Below are 17,047 nucleotides of genomic sequence, written 5' to 3'. Positions count from 1 at the left end.
GGGGATTTAAAAAAATGAATGCTGTTGTTATAGCTGTACTCGTTATGATCGTTCTTAGTTTAATGAGAATTCATGTAGTTATCGCATTAATTGCAGGTGCTATCGTCGGTGGATTAACGGCTGGTTTATCGATTGTTGAAACAATTGAAATATTTACAAGTGGATTAGGGGCAAATGCCAGTGTTGCTCTAAGTTATGGAATGTTAGGTGCATTTGCCGTAGGTATAAGCTTTACTGGGCTTCCTAATTTAATGGTAAAAGGAGCAATACTAATTGTCGGTAGAGAAGGCGACACTCGTTTAAAAACAATGACAAAAGTTCTTTTACTTTTTGTTATTACTACGATCGCATGTTTTTCACAAAATATAGTACCGGTTCATATTGCCTTCATACCAATTTTAATCCCGCCACTTTTAAAAGTGTTTAATGAGCTGGCACTTGATCGTAGAGCAGTAGCGATAGCTTTAACGTTCGGGTTAAAAGCACCCTACATTTTAATTCCAGCAGGTTTCGGACTTATTTTTCATGATATTGTTGTTACGAATATGCAAGAAAGTGGTATGGAAGTGACGATGGCAATGGTTCCTTCAGCCATGCTGTTACCAGTGTTAGGAATGGTAATAGGTCTGCTGTTTGCAATTTTCTTCACTTATCGTAAAAATCGAAACTATCAACAAAAAGAGTTAGCAACAAATCAAGAAACGCCATCATATAATTATTCATTTCCGGGAATTGCTGTTGCGCTTTTGGCAATTATAACTGTATTTGTTTTTCAGATTCAAACAGACTCGATGATTTTCGGAGCACTTACCGGATTAATTATTTTATATATTTATTTCGGATACCTTCATCTAACTAAGAAATTCAGTTTAAATCAATCAGATGAGTTAATGACGAGTGGAATGAAAATGCTTGCTTTTATCGGATTTGTTATGATTACAGCAGGTGGTTTTGCTGAAGTGATTAGAGAAACAGGGCATGTTGATCTTTTAGTTGATTCAACATCAGGTTGGATCGGTAATAATCAAGCATTAGCCGCGATAATCATGCTCATTATTGGGCTGTTTATCACAATGGGGATCGGCTCATCATTTGCAACAATCCCTATTATTGCTGCGATTTTTGTACCTTTAGCTGCAGCGATTGGCTTCTCGCCGATGGCAACGATTGCACTAATAGGTACTGCTGGAGCTTTAGGGGATGCTGGTTCACCTGCATCAGATAGCACTTTGGGTCCGACAGCTGGATTAAATGCTGATGGACAACATCATCATATTTGGGATACATGCATCCCGACATTTTTACACTTTAATATCCCGTTGTTGATATTTGGTTGGATTGCGGCGGTTATACTATAAGATCAAAAAGAGGCCGATTCATTGGTCTCTTTTTTTGTTCAAAATAATAGGGTTAGTAGAGGAGTAGAGCGTTTTAATCCCATTTGTTGTATCAAATTTATTAAATGATGAAACAGATCACTTTTTCTATCGTCTAATAATAATAGGATATCTATTTTTCGAAAGGGTGCAAATGAGACAAATGAGAAAAACTGCGATAAGTAGATTAGCTTTTATCACTTTTCTAATGATTCTTCTGACGTTTACAATAATACATAATACTTCATTTGATGAGAGGGCTGTAAAAAGCCAGTTTTATTTTTCAATCGATGCAGTTGAGAAATTATACGGTTTTCATGATGAGCTGGATGGTATGTATTACAATCAATATTTTTCAAATAAAGCAGATGTAGAAGAATTCCTGAAACCATACTTACTTGAATCAGCCTCCGAAAAAGTAATTGATGCTTTATATCAATCAACGGAAGAGGAATTGATATACGGAGAAGATATTCAACAATATATTAAAGCAGCAAGACAAAATAGGAAAGAAACCCAAAATTGTAAGAAGGTAAGTTATTACAGTTTTATCTCTGACTCTTTATTAAATCCAGGATTAAAACTTATTCCTAAAAACGAACTTAAACTAAGCGAAGTTGGAGATCAGTTGGTACTTCACGTTAATGATTATAGTGTGCAATTTTATGAAGGGGATCAGTATTATAGTAGTCAGCACTTTTCAGAAAGAGGTTATCCGCCATCTGAAAAGATTTCCTTCAAAATGACATTTATAGAGGAAGAAAATGAATGGAAGATGAAAGAATATCGAATTGAGACTAAGAATGGCTAGTAATAGCTTCAATAACTGATTGATAATATTGTCTCAGTTAATAGTTGTTTTTGCTCCGACTAAGTGTTTTGAAGAAATGTCTAGATAACCATGATGAGATTGTGGATTCTTTTGCGTGAACAGTAGACCGCTCTATTTGCTTGTTTTAGAATAGAAATAAAAAATACCAACAATGGGTAGAGTATCATTTTATATGATATCACTTATTATTGGTGTTTTTGCCGAAAATGAAGTTAAGTTAAATGGGGAGAGCTAACTCTGCATTTAGTTTATATTCTCTGAGATAGTGTTCTAATGGTAGCTAATCATTCTTCCATCGGTACACTTCATATGTAGAAGTTTCTTTCTCGAATGATGATTTAAGGTTTTTCTACGAAATTTTGTTGTGGATGTGGTGTTCGAAAAATAGCTCTTATAACTAAAGGTGCTAAGATAGCGGCTAACGTTGCAAGGACGAAATCTTTTAGGAAAAAGGGGCCCATCCCAAGTGTAATGGCTGAAAATGAGACACTGTTGAATCCGAGTAAAATTGAACTATGAAGATATAAATATGGAACTCCGATGAAATAATTAATTAAAAGACCAATATAACTAGCTTTGTAATAAGTGAATACATTTTCCTTTTTGCTTTTCTCAACGATTGCACCTACGACATAAGCGAGTATTATGAAAGATATCGAGAATCCAAAATTAGGTGATGCAATTCTGTGCAAGCCTCCAAGAAAGCCTGCAAACACAGGTACTCCAATTAGCCCAATTAATATATAACCAATCATTGAAAATGCTGCTAGCTTTCTACCTAATAATATACCAGCTAAAATGGCGATCACTGTCTGAAAAGTTAATGGGACGACACCGATCGTAATAAAAGCAGTCAGATTGGCACCAATAGCCATAAGTGCAATAAACATTGCACCTTTAGTAAGGTCTGTTATCTTAAAATGATTAGAGTTTTGCATAAATATAGCCCTTTCTAATAATGTTAACTTAAATTTAATAATAGTTAACAATATCATAAAAGCAAGAATAGGTATTGTCAACTTGATTAATGTAGATTGGGATAACTTTGTTTTCTTTGAGGGGTTAACACTCTAGTGTCATCATCTGATCATCGATAATAAGAATTCACAGACCGTTCATTAGTTTTGATAATAACTGAGCTAATCGCATGATACGATAGGTGATATGAATAGAGATTCATTTGGACGATATTTATGTGAATGTGTAAACAAAGTATAAATGAAAGGAGTTTGCGATGATTAGTGCAAAGAAAGAGAACTATTTAATTGAAAAAATGCTAAGTCAATCAATCATGATTGACAATACTAAAGAACAAAAGAACGACCCCTCATCAATATATATAGAAGAAATTATTCATTTTATTTATCCAGACCGAGTAAATGCTCTACCATTAGCCGAATCAGATGCCATTTTTATCTGGGTGAGTGATAGAAGTGCGATAACTTCAAAAATGAGAAACATTGCTGAGTGGAAGAATGATAAAAGGAATGTTCATATTATAAACAGCACTAGTGAAATAATTGGAATGAGCGGAGTGAATGAATATTGTATTAATGAAGAAACAGAAGGATGTTTGGCGTTAGGGTATTTGAATTCTATATTGAATGTAGAAAGATATATGCCTTTCTTTATTGAAAGTACGGATCAAACTTTTATTGCCTTCAAACAATCGTTAAGACATTATTCTGCAGATCGTGTATCTAGAGTATCTGGTTTGAATGAAGAGATGATAATAAAATTATATAAGAATATTAGGTGTTCAAGTCAAAGTTATCATTTGCTTGCATTAAACAGTAGACTAACTGAATGCGCGATTCAGACTGCGCGATCTATCTGTTTAATTCCATCTGTTGATGTTAACTTTGGGGAGGCTAGTTCGGTTCCAATTTTATTTTATTCAAGTGTTATTGAAAATGAATTTGGGATGAAGATTAATCAGCAGGATCAATGGGGCGTTATTTCAAAGAAAATCGATTATTCCTATGTTGGAAGTAAATCATCTTTATTATTTAATGAAGAAAAACAAAGACGGGTATTGTTTTATGATTGGGACTTTGCTGATTATTTTGATGTAGACCCTCTTCCTTCCATTAAAAACATGTGTGAAAGTATATAGGCTATGGTAATGCCGCAAACAATTTTGCGACATTCTTTTTTGGTTATAAGAAAATCTAAAATATTCATAAAACACTTTGATGTAATTCAGGGATGCTCTAATCCACTAAGCGGAAGCTCTCGTTAGAAGTTGAATAACAGCTAATCCTATCTTAGTGAAGTTTGTTATGGTTTTCAGTTGCTCTGATGCTACGTCGCTAGTGAAGAACTCCCTGTTGTTACTCGTAACATGATTAGCATAAAGAAATTTCGATAAAGGTATTGACTTGATCATAGCCCGCCGATATAATAGATCAGGTCGCAGTAAATAGCGACAAATAAATACGTATCATTAGAAACAAAAAAAGTATTGTAATCAGAATGCTATTTTGATATAATTAATTTTGTTGCCGATTAAGTAAGCAAATGTTAATAATAATAACATTAAAACATTGTTGACATTTCGTTTTTAAGGTGATATGATTAAAAAGTCGCTAAAAAACGACAGAATTTTTTAGTTAATTATTTTTTGAGTGTTTTTGACCTTTGAAAACTAAACAAAAAGCCAAGCGAAGTGGGATATATTAAAATATCCCGTCAAAGTAACACCAAGCAAGAAACGCCAGACGAAAGTTTGGTTTTGATGTCATGGACATCAAACTTGATGAAAAGTCATCATACTTTATCGGAGAGTTTGATCCTGGCTCAGGACGAACGCTGGCGGCGTGCCTAATACATGCAAGTCGAGCGCAGGAAGCAAGCAGATCCCTTCGGGGTGACGCTTGTGGAATGAGCGGCGGACGGGTGAGTAACACGTGGGCAACCTGCCTTGTAGACTGGGATAACTCCGGGAAACCGGAGCTAATACCGGATGACCATTTGAATCGCATGATTCGAATGTAAAAGTGGGGAGCAATCCTCATACTACGAGATGGGCCCGCGGCGCATTAGCTAGTTGGTAAGGTAATGGCTTACCAAGGCAACGATGCGTAGCCGACCTGAGAGGGTGATCGGCCACACTGGAACTGAGACACGGTCCAGACTCCTACGGGAGGCAGCAGTAGGGAATCATCCGCAATGGGCGAAAGCCTGACGGTGCAACGCCGCGTGAACGATGAAGGTTTTCGGATCGTAAAGTTCTGTTATGAGGGAAGAACAAGTGCCGTTCGAATAGGGCGGCACCTTGACGGTACCTCACGAGAAAGCCCCGGCTAACTACGTGCCAGCAGCCGCGGTAATACGTAGGGGGCAAGCGTTGTCCGGAATTATTGGGCGTAAAGCGCGCGCAGGCGGTCTCTTAAGTCTGATGTGAAAGCCCACGGCTCAACCGTGGAGGGTCATTGGAAACTGGGAGACTTGAGTGTAGGAGAGGAAAGTGGAATTCCACGTGTAGCGGTGAAATGCGTAGATATGTGGAGGAACACCAGTGGCGAAGGCGACTTTCTGGCCTACAACTGACGCTGAGGCGCGAAAGCGTGGGGAGCAAACAGGATTAGATACCCTGGTAGTCCACGCTGTAAACGATGAGTGCTAGGTGTTAGGGGTTTCGATGCCCTTAGTGCCGAAGTTAACACATTAAGCACTCCGCCTGGGGAGTACGGCCGCAAGGCTGAAACTCAAAGGAATTGACGGGGGCCCGCACAAGCAGTGGAGCATGTGGTTTAATTCGACGCAACGCGAAGAACCTTACCAGGTCTTGACATCCTCTGAACAGCTAGGAGACTAGCCTTTCCCCTTCGGGGGACAGAGTGACAGGTGGTGCATGGTTGTCGTCAGCTCGTGTCGTGAGATGTTGGGTTAAGTCCCGCAACGAGCGCAACCCTTGATCTTAGTTGCCAGCATTCAGTTGGGCACTCTAAGGTGACTGCCGGTGATAAACCGGAGGAAGGTGGGGATGACGTCAAATCATCATGCCCCTTATGACCTGGGCTACACACGTGCTACAATGGATGGTACAAAGGGTTGCAAGACCGCGAGGTCAAGCCAATCCCATAAAGCCATTCTCAGTTCGGATTGCAGGCTGCAACTCGCCTGCATGAAGCCGGAATTGCTAGTAATCGCGGATCAGCATGCCGCGGTGAATACGTTCCCGGGCCTTGTACACACCGCCCGTCACACCACGAGAGTTTGTAACACCCGAAGTCGGTGAGGTAACCTTTTGGAGCCAGCCGCCGAAGGTGGGACAGATGATTGGGGTGAAGTCGTAACAAGGTATCCGTACCGGAAGGTGCGGATGGATCACCTCCTTTCTAAGGAGCTCTAAGCTCAACTTATTGAATCGAACTTCGCTTTGGCCTTTTTGTTTAGTTTTGAGAGGTTATACTCTCAAGACTTCTTTTCTTCTAATGGAAGAAAGAAGAGAATGACTAGCACATGATTGCCGTGCTTTGACCTTTGAAAACTGGATAACGATAAATGAATGAATCACCGGTTTGACACAGAAATGAATCTTCGGATTCATGGAAGAGTGAACCGAGTGTCTTAGAATGTAAAGCCAAGAAAGACCGAGCAACACGTCCATTGATTTAAAATGGTTAAGCTAGAAAGGGCGCACGGTGAATACCTTGGCACTAGGAGCCGATGAAGGACGGGACGAACACCGAAATGCTTCGGGGAGCTGTAAGTAAGCTTTGATCCGGAGATATCCGAATGGGGGAACCCCTTATCCGTAATGGGATAAGATCCACATCTGAATCAATAGGGTGTGAGAAGGCAGACCTGGGGAACTGAAACATCTTAGTACCCAGAGGAAGAGAAAGCAAATGCGATTTCCTGAGTAGCGGCGAGCGAAACGGAAACAGCCCAAACCAAGAGGCTTGCCTCTTGGGGTTGTAGGACATTCCATACGGAGTTACAAAGAGTGAGCGTAGGCGAAGCGATCTGGAAAGGTCCGCGAGACAAGGTAAAAGCCCTGTAGTCGAAACGTTCACTCCTCCGGAGTGTATCCTGAGTACGGCGGGACACGTGAAACCCCGTCGGAATCTGGGAGGACCATCTCCCAAGGCTAAATACTCCCTAGTGACCGATAGTGAACCAGTACCGTGAGGGAAAGGTGAAAAGTACCCCGGAAGGGGAGTGAAAGAGATCTTGAAACCGTGTGCCTACAAGTAGTTGGAGCCCTATGATTTTCCTTCGGGAAAGTAACGGGTGACAGCGTGCCTTTTGTAGAATGAACCGGCGAGTTACGATTACGTGCAAGGTTAAGTTGAAGAGACGGAGCCGCAGCGAAAGCGAGTCTGAATAGGGCGAATGAGTACGTGGTTGTAGACCCGAAACCGGGTGATCTACCCATGTCCAGGGTGAAGTCCAGGTAACACTGGATGGAGGCCCGAACCCACGCACGTTGAAAAGTGCGGGGATGAGGTGTGGGTAGGGGTGAAATGCCAATCGAACTCGGAAATAGCTGGTTCTCCCCGAAATAGCTTTAGGGCTAGCCTCGAGGGTAGAGTCTTGGAGGTAGAGCACTGATTGGACTAGGGGTCCCTACAGGATTACCGAATTCAGTCAAACTCCGAATGCCAATGACTTACTCCTCGGGAGTCAGACTGCGAGTGCTAAGATCCGTAGTCAAGAGGGAAACAGCCCAGACCATCAGCTAAGGTCCCAAAGTATACGTTAAGTGGAAAAGGATGTGGAGTTGCTTAGACAACCAGGATGTTGGCTTAGAAGCAGCCATCATTGAAAGAGTGCGTAATAGCTCACTGGTCGAGTGACTCTGCGCCGAAAATGTACCGGGGCTAAACGTATCACCGAAGCTATGGATAGACACCTTCGGGTGTCTGTGGTAGGGGAGCGTTCCAAGGGCGCTGAAGCATGACCGGAAGGACATGTGGAGCGCTTGGAAGTGAGAATGCCGGTATGAGTAGCGAAAAGAGGGGTGAGAATCCCCTCCGTCGAAAGCCTAAGGGTTCCTGAGGAAGGCTCGTCCGCTCAGGGTAAGTCGGGACCTAAGCCGAGGCCGAAAGGCGTAGGCGATGGCAAACAGGTTGAAATTCCTGTACCACCACGTTTCCGTTTGAGTGAAGGGGGGACGCAGGAAGGTAGGGTAAGCGCACTGATGGATATGTGCGTCGAAGCAGTGAGGCTGACAAGTAGGAAAATCCGCTTGTCTTAAGGTTGAGCTGTGATCGCGAGGGAAATTTTAGTACCGAAGTTCCTGATCCTACACTGCCAAGAAAAGCCTCTAGCGAGGAAACTGGTGCCCGTACCGCAAACCGACACAGGTAGGCGGGAAGAGAATTCTAAGACGCGCGGGAGAACTCTCGTTAAGGAACTCGGCAAAATGACTCCGTAACTTCGGGAGAAGGAGTGCTCTATTAGGGTGAAAGCCCGAGAGAGCCGCAGTGAATAGGCCCAAACGACTGTTTATCAAAAACACAGGTCTCTGCGAAGCCGCAAGGCGAAGTATAGGGGCTGACACCTGCCCGGTGCTGGAAGGTTAAGAGGAGGGGTTATCCTTCGGGAGAAGCTCTCAATTGAAGCCCCAGTAAACGGCGGCCGTAACTATAACGGTCCTAAGGTAGCGAAATTCCTTGTCGGGTAAGTTCCGACCCGCACGAAAGGTGCAACGATTTGGGCACTGTCTCAACGAGAGACCCGGTGAAATTATATTACCAGTGAAGATGCTGGTTACCCGCGACAGGACGGAAAGACCCCATGGAGCTTTACTGTAGCTTGATATTGGATTTCGGTACAGCTTGTACAGGATAGGTAGGAGCCTTGGAAACCGGAGCGCTAGCTTCGGTGGAGGCATTGGTGGGATACTACCCTGGCTGTACTGGAATTCTAACCTCGAACCGTGATCCGGTTCAGGGACAGTGTCTGGTGGGCAGTTTGACTGGGGCGGTCGCCTCCTAAAGAGTAACGGAGGCGCCCAAAGGTTCCCTCAGAATGGTTGGAAATCATTCGTAGAGTGCAAAGGCATAAGGGAGCTTGACTGCGAGACATACAGGTCGAGCAGGGACGAAAGTCGGGCTTAGTGATCCGGCGGCACCGTATGGAAGGGCCGTCGCTCAACGGATAAAAGCTACCCTGGGGATAACAGGCTAATCTCTCCCAAGAGTCCACATCGACGGGGAGGTTTGGCACCTCGATGTCGGCTCGTCGCATCCTGGGGCTGAAGTAGGTCCCAAGGGTTGGGCTGTTCGCCCATTAAAGCGGCACGCGAGCTGGGTTCAGAACGTCGTGAGACAGTTCGGTCCCTATCCGTCGCGGGCGCAGGAAATTTGAGAGGAGCTGTCCTTAGTACGAGAGGACCGGGATGGACACACCGCTGGTGTACCAGTTGTTCCGCCAGGAGCATCGCTGGGTAGCTACGTGTGGAAGGGATAAATGCTGAAAGCATCTAAGCATGAAGCCCCCCTCGAGATGAGATTTCCCATCACGCAAGTGAGTAAGATCCCTCAGAGAAGATGAGGTTGATAGGTCTCGTGTGGAAGCATGGCGACATGCGCAGCTGAGAGATACTAATCGATCGAGGGCTTAACCAATGCTTTGATTCGAAGACGATTCATTCATATACCATCGTTATCCAGTTTTGAGAGGTCAATATGACCGATCAATTTCATATGTCCAGTGACGATCGCGGAGAGGTCACACCCGTTCCCATGCCGAACACGGAAGTTAAGCTCTCCAGCGCCGATGATAGTTGGGGGATCTCCCCCTGTGAAAGTAGGACGTCGCTGGGCATACACATATGGGGCCTTAGCTCAGATGGGAGAGCGCCTGCTTTGCACGCAGGAGGTCAGCGGTTCGATCCCGCTAGGCTCCACCAATTTATTTTTGCAATAATAAATATTTTTGATTGTGGCGGTGTAGCTCAGCTGGCTAGAGCGTACGGTTCATACCCGTGAGGTCGGGGGTTCGATCCCCTCCGCCGCTACCATAAATTACATGGAGGAATACCCAAGTCTGGCTGAAGGGATTGGTCTTGAAAACCAACAGGGGTGTCAAAGCCCGCGGGGGTTCGAATCCCTCTTCCTCCTCCATATTTTTATAAGGTCCCGTGGTGTAGCGGTTAACATGCCTGCCTGTCACGCAGGAGATCGCGGGTTCGAATCCCGTCGGGACCGCCATTTTTTTATTTGTGCTTTTTTAAAATTTTGATCTTAAAGAAGTCAAGGGTTTAAAAGAAAAGATGTTTGAGCATACCTATGTATGTAATAAAGATTTAAATGAAGCTGACGAAGAATTTCGTAGCTTATCTTCAAGAAAATATGGAGGGGTAGCGAAGTGGCTAAACGCGGCGGACTGTAAATCCGCTCCTTCGGGTTCGGCAGTTCGAATCTGCCCCCCTCCACCAGTTTTAGGGGTATAGTTTAACGGCAAAACGAAGGTCTCCAAAACCTTTGATGCGGGTTCGATTCCTGCTACCCCTGCCAAATTATTTTGTGGCGGTTGTGGCGAAGGGGTTAACGCACCGGATTGTGATTCCGGCATTCGTGGGTTCAATTCCCATCAGCCGCCCCATTTATACATAATATAGGGCTATAGCCAAGCGGTAAGGCATCGGATTTTGATTCCGTGACCCGCAGGTTCGAATCCTGCTAGCCCTGCCATTATATGCGGAAATAGCTCAGTGGTAGAGCACCACCTTGCCAAGGTGGGGGTCGCGGGTTCGAATCCCGTTTTCCGCTCCAGAGCAGCTATGGTATTTAGCTCACTTATATGTTAGCTTTAAACCATCTATTGTATTTGTATGCGGGTGTAGTTTAGTGGTAAAACCTCAGCCTTCCAAGCTGATGATGTGGGTTCGATTCCCATCACCCGCTCCATTTTTTGATATCCTTAATGGGCCTGTAGCTCAGCTGGTTAGAGCGCACGCCTGATAAGCGTGAGGTCGGTGGTTCGAGTCCACTCAGGCCCACCATATTCCACAGTAGCTCAGTGGTAGAGCTATCGGCTGTTAACCGATCGGTCGTAGGTTCGAATCCTACCTGTGGAGCCATTAAGGAGAAGTACCCAAGTGGCTGAAGGGGCGCCCCTGCTAAGGGTGTAGGTCGCGTGAGCGGCGCGAGGGTTCAAATCCCTCCTTCTCCGCCACTTTTTTTCTGGCCCGTTGGTCAAGTGGTTAAGACACCGCCCTTTCACGGCGGTATCACGGGTTCGAATCCCGTACGGGTCACCACTTATTTTACAAAAAAGATATAAACCAAAAAGCAATTTCATTATCGTAAGCATCGTGAATATTCATGAGTGTAAAGCTGCGAGTCATTAGCTCAGTTGGTAGAGCATCTGACTTTTAATCAGAGGGTCGAAGGTTCGAATCCTTCATGGCTCACCATTACATAATCAAAGCATTCCTATATAGGGATGCTTTTCTTTTTGTTTTCCCTGTCAAAAAAATTTTTAAGAGAGTTCGAACTACCTCCCTCCGTTTTGGAATTAAAATAAAGATTTGTTTTGCTTGATAATTATTCATCTAAGTGCATCATGTATAGCTTAGTTTGACCATATGAGATCAAGTAATTACGATAATTCAGATCGGATTTAAAGTATTTGAGCAAATTGCTTGTTTGAAAAGGTTTTCACATGTTTTAATAAGAAACAATGAAAGTTAATTTCTTTCATACTTTAAAGGAATGGAGTGATCGAGATGGATTTGCGTCAAGATATAAAATTGTATCCATATCTTTTTAATAATGAATGGAAAGTAAGTGAAGGTGGAAAAACTGTTCAAATTAAATCACCTGATGATGGACGAGTTGTAGGAGAAGTTCCTGCTATGACTCAGGAAGAAGTCGATCTAGCTGTTAATAGTACTGCTGACGTTCAGGCAAACTGGGAAGCAACTGAAGGTCATGAGCGCTCTCAGCTGCTTCACCGTTGGGCTGATGAATTAGAGAAAATGACTGATGAGATAGGTGAAACAATTCAAGCGGAAGTGGGAAAAACACTTGCTGCTTCGAAGAGTGAAGTGAAGCGAACGGCACAATTGATTAGACATACAGCTGAAGAAGGTTTACGTACACATGGTAGCTTTATTCAAGGGGATGCCTTTCCTGGTGCTTCAAAAGCAACAAAAGCGATGGTACAAAAAGTTCCTCACGGAGTTGTCTTAGCGATTTCACCGTTCAATTATCCAGTAAATCTGGCAGCTTCTAAAATTGCACCAGCACTAATTACAGGAAATACAGTTGTTTTTAAGCCCGCTACACAAGGAGCAATCAGTGGATTATTGATGGTAAAGGCGTTGGTGAAAGCAGGACTTCCGAGTGGGGTAGTAAATGTTGTTACTGGGCGTGGATCTGTCATCGGTGATTTTATTGTGACACATCGAAAAGTTGACATGATTACTTTCACTGGAGGTACCGCTACTGGACAGCACATCGCGAAGAAATCTTCAATGATTCCAGTTGTTCTTGAGCTAGGTGGTAAAGACCCAGCAATTATTTTAGATGATGCTGATCTTGATAAAGCTGCCAAGGAAATTGTCAGTGGAGCGTTAAGTTACTCTGGTCAGCGTTGCACAGCGATTAAACGAGTGATGGTTAATAATAGTGTAGCTGATGATCTTGTAGCGAAAATCAAGCACAACGTATCAAAATTAACTGTTGGTAAGTCAACGGAAGATGCTGACATTACACCGATGATTGATCAAAAATCAGCTGATTACGTGTTAGCTTTAATTGAGGATGCTAAGCAAAAAGGTGCAACTGTTGTTTCTCAAGGATCACAAGATAAAAATTTACTTGGTGCAACCATTTTAGATCATGTAACAGAAGAGATGGATATTGCGTGGGAAGAACAATTTGGACCAGTGCTACCAATTATGCGTGTTGAGAACGAATTAGAAGCAATTGATTTAGAGAGACGAAATGAGTATGGTCTTCAAGCTAGTATTTTCACGAAAAATCTTGAAAATGCCTTTGCTCTTTCAGATCGCTTGAATGTTGGAACTGTCCAAGTAAATGGAAAAACGTCTCGAGGACCGGATCATTTCCCATTCCTTGGCGTTAAAAATTCTGGACAAGGTGTTCAAGGTATCGGTCGAAGCATTGATTCGATGCTTCGTGATAAAGTATTAGTATTAAATTTATAAGAAGAAAAGCTGCTCTGGAAATATTAACCAGAGCAGCTTTATATTTTTTGAAATTTGAATTCAAAAATTCAAAAATTCTAAAATCCTCCACCCATCATATCTTCTTCAGATGCTTCTTCCGCATTATCCAAAATTTCTTGTGGTATTTCAATTGGATCAATTTCATTAAATTCAGAAAAGATAGTATGAATCGTTTGATCGATCGACATTGTTTGTCCCATCATATCAATATTCATTGTCATTTCAACTGTAGATTCCGTTTGGTAGAAAGTTTCCTTATCAATCGTGATGTCATAAGCAAATGCTTCGATATCAATATCTTCCATCATTTCACCCATCATCGGATCCATTCCTTCAAGTCCTAATCCCTCCATTTGTGCCAATAAATCTTCCATATCGAGGCCATCTCCCGATAGAGTGATTACATGTGAGTCATCAGAAGATTCAACGGACAATTCATTAACATAATCCATTAAAGGCTCTAGTTGCTCTTCAGGATTCACTTGCGCTTCCGACATCGCTAACATATCTTCCATTGCACTTTCAGGTAATTTCAACCATCCCTCCATCATTGGGTTTTCAGTAAAAAATCCATCTTCTTTTGTGAAGTAAGAAACGGTTTCCATCGCTTCATGCTCACCGCCCATTCCTAAATCTCCCATGTCTATTTTAGTCGTTTGCATCAACGTCATAGGATCAACTGTGAAAGATGCTTCGCTAGACATGTCGATAGCCATAGCCTCTTCTCCATCAGACATTTCCTGACTCATGTTCATGTTCATAGAATAAGAGTCTACAGATTGCATTGCTGAAATTGATTCGTTTAAAATTTCTTCTACGTTCATGCCGTCATCGGATGTAGCATTATCACTACCACATGCGGTCATGCCAATAAGTGTTGCTGCTGAAAATACTGTTATTAAACTTTTCTTCATAGTTATTAACCTCCAAAATTATTCTTCCGTTATGTATACGGTAGCTCTTACAAAAAAGTTTCATTTATCTTTCCGTAGGAACTTTCTATTATTTTACATGTCATTCTCATGTAAGTGAAGGGAATTTTTTCAAACTTTTGTAGATTACATAATTTTAATTATTGTGATAAAAATTAAAAATTGGCTAGACATATAATTTATTATCAATTATGATATTATTATCATAATTGATAATAATAAGAGGTGGTTACATTTTATGAGCGATTCAAAAGTAGATGCGGTTCTTCATCCGATCCGTATGAAGATAATACAGGCTTTAGCAAGGAATTCGATGACAGTGCAAGAAATAGGTGATCACCTTGGAGACGTTCCTCAGGCGACTTTATATAGACACTTAAATATCTTGAAAAAAAGTATAATTGTTTCCGTAGAAAAAGAAACGCAAGTGAGAGGTACTTTGGAGAAAAGGTACTCACTTAATATAAATAATGCAAGGGTATCTGCTGATGAAGCAAAAACAATCAGTAAAGAAGAACACAAAAGGTATTTTATGGCTTATTTTGCGTTGATATTAAAACAAATGGAGGAATATATGGAGGGAGAGGTAGATTATGAAAAAGATGGTTTTGGCTATAACCAAATCGACTTGTATTTGACTGACGAAGAGAACATAGAATTTCTAACTGATTACGGAGCGTTATTGCAAAAATATAGCCAGTCGAACCACAGTGAAGCTAGGAAACGAACCATTTCAACTGTGTTAATACCAGAGAAAAAGACATCTCAACAAACGAATAAAGGGAGTGAAGAAAATGACTGAATTAAGCGAATTTCTGCAAGCCAATTGGGCATTGATTGCGCCGTTTTTTGTTTTGCAATTAATCTTAATGGCTGTTGCACTTGTAGACTGTTTCAAACACGATAAAACAAATGGGCCACAGTGGATCTGGATACTAATTATTGTATTTATTAATATCTTGGGTCCAATTGCTTATTTTGTTTTTGGTAGGAGGAACAATGGATGAGTCTAATTGAAACGGTCAAATTAACGAAACAATTTAATGGCTCTGCTGCTGTGAAAGAAATCAGTTTATCAATTAAAGAAGGAGCTTGTACTGCTCTTCTCGGCCCGAATGGTGCAGGAAAGACAACGACATTAAATATGCTTACAGGCTTAATGAAACCGACTTCGGGAACGGTTCAATTTCATGAAGAATATCAAGGTGATCGAAGGAAATACCTTGGTTATCTACCACAATACCCAAAGTTTTATGGATGGATGTCAGGAAAGGAATACTTGATATTTGCAGCAAAGCTGGCAGGTTTATCTAAAGAGGAATCGGTAAAAAGAACTGTAGAAATGTTGGAGCTTGTTGGTTTGGCAGAGGATGGTAAGAAGAAAGTATCAGGATACTCTGGTGGTATGAAGCAAAGGTTGGGAATCGCACAGGCGCTTGTCCATGATCCGAAATTACTTATCTTAGATGAACCGGTGTCTGCTCTGGATCCAATTGGACGCAGAGAAGTGCTAGAGTTGATGAAGAAATTGAAAAAGACTACCTCAATCTTATTTTCTACCCACGTGCTTTACGATGCAGAGGAAGTATCTGATGAAATTTTCATTATGAAACGAGGAGAAGTAGTTGTAGAAGGTGGATTAGGAGAACTTCAAAAGACGTACCAACAGCCAACGATTTTTATTGAGACAGAAATGCCTTTACAAGACTGGCATGAATCGATAAAAAACATGGACTGGATTCGACATTCGAGTTTGGCTAAAAATAAGCTGACATTGACTGTAGATGATTTGGACCGAGCGAGAGCTGATCTTTGGAAAAATAAAAGTCTGCAGGATCTTAAAATAGTGAAATTTGAAGTGGCGAAAACGTCGTTAGAAGATTTGTTTATGAAGGTGATGACATGATGAGTCAATGGATTGTTCTATTTAAGAAGGAATGGACAGAGTCGTTGAGAAACTTCAAGTGGTTGTGGCTTCCAGTGACATTTGTTTTGTTAGGGATTATGCAACCAATCACTTCATACTATTTGGTTGATATTATCGAAAATTTCGGTGGGCTTCCAGAAGGAGCAGTTATGGAGATGCCATCTCCCTCTGGTGCTGAAGTATTAGCGGGGACCCTTGGGCAATTTAATCAAATTGGTTTTCTCGTGCTTGTCTTGGCTTTTATGGGTACAGTAGCATCAGAAAAGACAAACGGTACGCATGTGATGGTGTTAGTAAAACCAGTTTCATACATTAATTACTTAACTTCAAAGTGGATGCATCTTTTACTATTATCGTTGAGTTCGTTTGTGCTTGGTTTCGCTGCATCGGTGTATTATACATTTTTGATAATTGAAAGTGTTCCATTATCTCAAGTTATTAGTGGAGGATTGGTTTACGGCTTATGGATTGTGTTTGTGATGACGATTGTATTGTGTCTAAGTGCATTAATGAAAAGTACGGCATTCGTTGCATTTGCTTCATTAGGGACGGCTTTGCTGCTTAGCGTTTTGAGTATGTATACTCCTGTCTTAATGAAAGGAACGCCAGGAATGCTTTCTACTTATAGTCAACAACTTCTTTTCAATGGTGAGCCAAGTCATGGATTTTGGTGGAGCATTGTGGTAACAGGCGCTCTCATTTTAGCGATGATGGGATTGACGGTCTATTTGTTTAATAGAAAAGAAATTGCTATTGATGGAAATTGATTTGGGAAAGGTATTTGATAAAATGGTAAGCCGCTACAAAATTATAGAATTTACCTGA

Annotated in this window: 10 protein-coding genes, 15 tRNA genes and 3 rRNA genes; 26 read left to right on the top strand and 2 right to left on the bottom strand. The window is 41.8% G+C overall.

Features of this window, described 5'->3' with window-relative positions; all coding sequences use genetic code 11:
- Positions 1 to 14 precede the first annotated feature (14 nt).
- Together ACM26V_RS12665 and ACM26V_RS12660 are read left to right on the top strand one after the other, a co-directional pair.
- On the top strand, positions 15 to 1,358 hold the full coding sequence (locus tag ACM26V_RS12665; RefSeq protein WP_416147072.1) for a Na+/H+ antiporter family protein: 1,344 nt from the start codon (positions 15 to 17) through the stop codon (positions 1,356 to 1,358).
- Between the two features lie 172 nt (positions 1,359 to 1,530).
- Positions 1,531 to 2,187, top strand: coding sequence for a hypothetical protein (locus tag ACM26V_RS12660; protein ID WP_416147071.1), 657 nt, complete (start codon positions 1,531 to 1,533; stop codon positions 2,185 to 2,187).
- A 359-nt stretch (positions 2,188 to 2,546) separates the two neighbouring features.
- Here ACM26V_RS12660 and ACM26V_RS12655 read toward each other — a convergent pair whose 3' ends face one another.
- Positions 2,547 to 3,146, bottom strand: coding sequence for a biotin transporter BioY (locus tag ACM26V_RS12655; RefSeq protein ID WP_416147070.1), 600 nt, complete (start codon positions 3,144 to 3,146; stop codon positions 2,547 to 2,549).
- A gap of 296 nt (positions 3,147 to 3,442) precedes the next feature.
- Between ACM26V_RS12655 and ACM26V_RS12650 the strand changes: the two genes are divergently transcribed.
- From ACM26V_RS12650 to ACM26V_RS12555, 20 genes are all read left to right on the top strand, one after another.
- Positions 3,443 to 4,324 (top strand): hypothetical protein, encoded by an 882-nt coding sequence (locus tag ACM26V_RS12650; protein ID WP_416147069.1) that lies wholly within the window; start codon positions 3,443 to 3,445, stop codon positions 4,322 to 4,324.
- Positions 4,325 to 4,984: 660 nt separating this feature from the next.
- A 16S ribosomal RNA gene (locus tag ACM26V_RS12645) occupies positions 4,985 to 6,551 on the top strand.
- Between the two features lie 283 nt (positions 6,552 to 6,834).
- Positions 6,835 to 9,791, top strand: a 23S ribosomal RNA gene (locus tag ACM26V_RS12640).
- A gap of 81 nt (positions 9,792 to 9,872) precedes the next feature.
- A 5S ribosomal RNA gene (rrf, locus tag ACM26V_RS12635) occupies positions 9,873 to 9,989 on the top strand.
- Together the 16S, 23S and 5S rRNA genes with 15 tRNA genes alongside form the textbook arrangement of a ribosomal RNA operon.
- A gap of 10 nt (positions 9,990 to 9,999) precedes the next feature.
- A tRNA-Ala gene (locus tag ACM26V_RS12630) sits at positions 10,000 to 10,075 on the top strand.
- Between the two features lie 34 nt (positions 10,076 to 10,109).
- Positions 10,110 to 10,186: transfer RNA gene (locus ACM26V_RS12625), tRNA-Met, on the top strand.
- Positions 10,187 to 10,196: 10 nt separating this feature from the next.
- Positions 10,197 to 10,289 (top strand) — tRNA-Ser (locus ACM26V_RS12620).
- Between the two features lie 11 nt (positions 10,290 to 10,300).
- Positions 10,301 to 10,376, top strand: a tRNA-Asp gene (locus ACM26V_RS12615).
- A 143-nt stretch (positions 10,377 to 10,519) separates the two neighbouring features.
- A tRNA-Tyr gene (locus ACM26V_RS12610) sits at positions 10,520 to 10,603 on the top strand.
- Positions 10,604 to 10,608: 5 nt separating this feature from the next.
- Positions 10,609 to 10,682: transfer RNA gene (locus tag ACM26V_RS12605), tRNA-Trp, on the top strand.
- A gap of 12 nt (positions 10,683 to 10,694) precedes the next feature.
- A tRNA-His gene (locus ACM26V_RS12600) sits at positions 10,695 to 10,770 on the top strand.
- A gap of 14 nt (positions 10,771 to 10,784) precedes the next feature.
- Positions 10,785 to 10,859 (top strand) — tRNA-Gln (locus ACM26V_RS12595).
- 6 nt (positions 10,860 to 10,865) lie between these two features.
- Positions 10,866 to 10,940 (top strand) — tRNA-Gly (locus ACM26V_RS12590).
- A 61-nt stretch (positions 10,941 to 11,001) separates the two neighbouring features.
- Positions 11,002 to 11,075: transfer RNA gene (locus ACM26V_RS12585), tRNA-Gly, on the top strand.
- Between the two features lie 18 nt (positions 11,076 to 11,093).
- Positions 11,094 to 11,170, top strand: a tRNA-Ile gene (locus tag ACM26V_RS12580).
- A 3-nt stretch (positions 11,171 to 11,173) separates the two neighbouring features.
- Positions 11,174 to 11,248 (top strand) — tRNA-Asn (locus ACM26V_RS12575).
- A 4-nt stretch (positions 11,249 to 11,252) separates the two neighbouring features.
- A tRNA-Ser gene (locus tag ACM26V_RS12570) sits at positions 11,253 to 11,343 on the top strand.
- Positions 11,344 to 11,353: 10 nt separating this feature from the next.
- Positions 11,354 to 11,428, top strand: a tRNA-Glu gene (locus tag ACM26V_RS12565).
- Positions 11,429 to 11,508: 80 nt separating this feature from the next.
- Positions 11,509 to 11,584, top strand: a tRNA-Lys gene (locus ACM26V_RS12560).
- Positions 11,585 to 11,896: 312 nt separating this feature from the next.
- Positions 11,897 to 13,342 carry an NADP-dependent glyceraldehyde-3-phosphate dehydrogenase gene (locus ACM26V_RS12555; RefSeq protein ID WP_416151749.1) on the top strand — a complete coding sequence of 482 codons (1,446 nt, stop codon included), beginning with the start codon at positions 11,897 to 11,899 and terminating at the stop codon, positions 13,340 to 13,342.
- A gap of 77 nt (positions 13,343 to 13,419) precedes the next feature.
- Here the strand turns inward: ACM26V_RS12555 and ACM26V_RS12550 are convergent, their stop codons facing one another.
- Positions 13,420 to 14,277, bottom strand: coding sequence for a DUF6612 family protein (locus ACM26V_RS12550; protein ID WP_416151748.1), 858 nt, complete (start codon positions 14,275 to 14,277; stop codon positions 13,420 to 13,422).
- A gap of 256 nt (positions 14,278 to 14,533) precedes the next feature.
- Here ACM26V_RS12550 and ACM26V_RS12545 point away from each other — a divergent pair, with 256 nt between their 5' ends.
- The 4 genes from ACM26V_RS12545 to ACM26V_RS12530 are packed head-to-tail and all read left to right on the top strand — an operon-like array spanning position 14,534 to position 16,989.
- Complete coding sequence (locus ACM26V_RS12545) at positions 14,534 to 15,097, top strand: helix-turn-helix domain-containing protein (protein ID WP_416151747.1); 564 nt, start codon at positions 14,534 to 14,536, stop codon at positions 15,095 to 15,097.
- Entirely contained in the window at positions 15,090 to 15,302 is a 213-nt protein-coding gene (locus ACM26V_RS12540) for a PLD nuclease N-terminal domain-containing protein (RefSeq protein ID WP_416151746.1), read from the top strand. Before ACM26V_RS12545 ends, ACM26V_RS12540 begins: the two co-directional genes overlap by 8 nt.
- The gene (locus ACM26V_RS12535; protein ID WP_416151745.1) at positions 15,299 to 16,201 is read left to right on the top strand and encodes an ATP-binding cassette domain-containing protein; all 903 of its coding nucleotides are present in this window, start codon (positions 15,299 to 15,301) and stop codon (positions 16,199 to 16,201) included. The genes ACM26V_RS12540 and ACM26V_RS12535 overlap by 4 nt, the downstream gene beginning before the upstream one ends.
- On the top strand, positions 16,198 to 16,989 hold the full coding sequence (locus tag ACM26V_RS12530; protein ID WP_416151744.1) for an ABC transporter permease: 792 nt from the start codon (positions 16,198 to 16,200) through the stop codon (positions 16,987 to 16,989). Before ACM26V_RS12535 ends, ACM26V_RS12530 begins: the two co-directional genes overlap by 4 nt.
- The last annotated feature ends 58 nt before the right edge of the window (positions 16,990 to 17,047 follow it).

Origin of the sequence: Salipaludibacillus sp. HK11, from assembly GCF_047795645.1 — a bacterium.
In the GTDB taxonomy this organism is placed as follows: Bacteria; Bacillota; Bacilli; order Bacillales; family Salisediminibacteriaceae; genus Salipaludibacillus.
The sequence above is the reverse complement of the archived record's forward strand: the minus strand, read 5'-3'. Positions and strand labels throughout refer to the sequence as shown.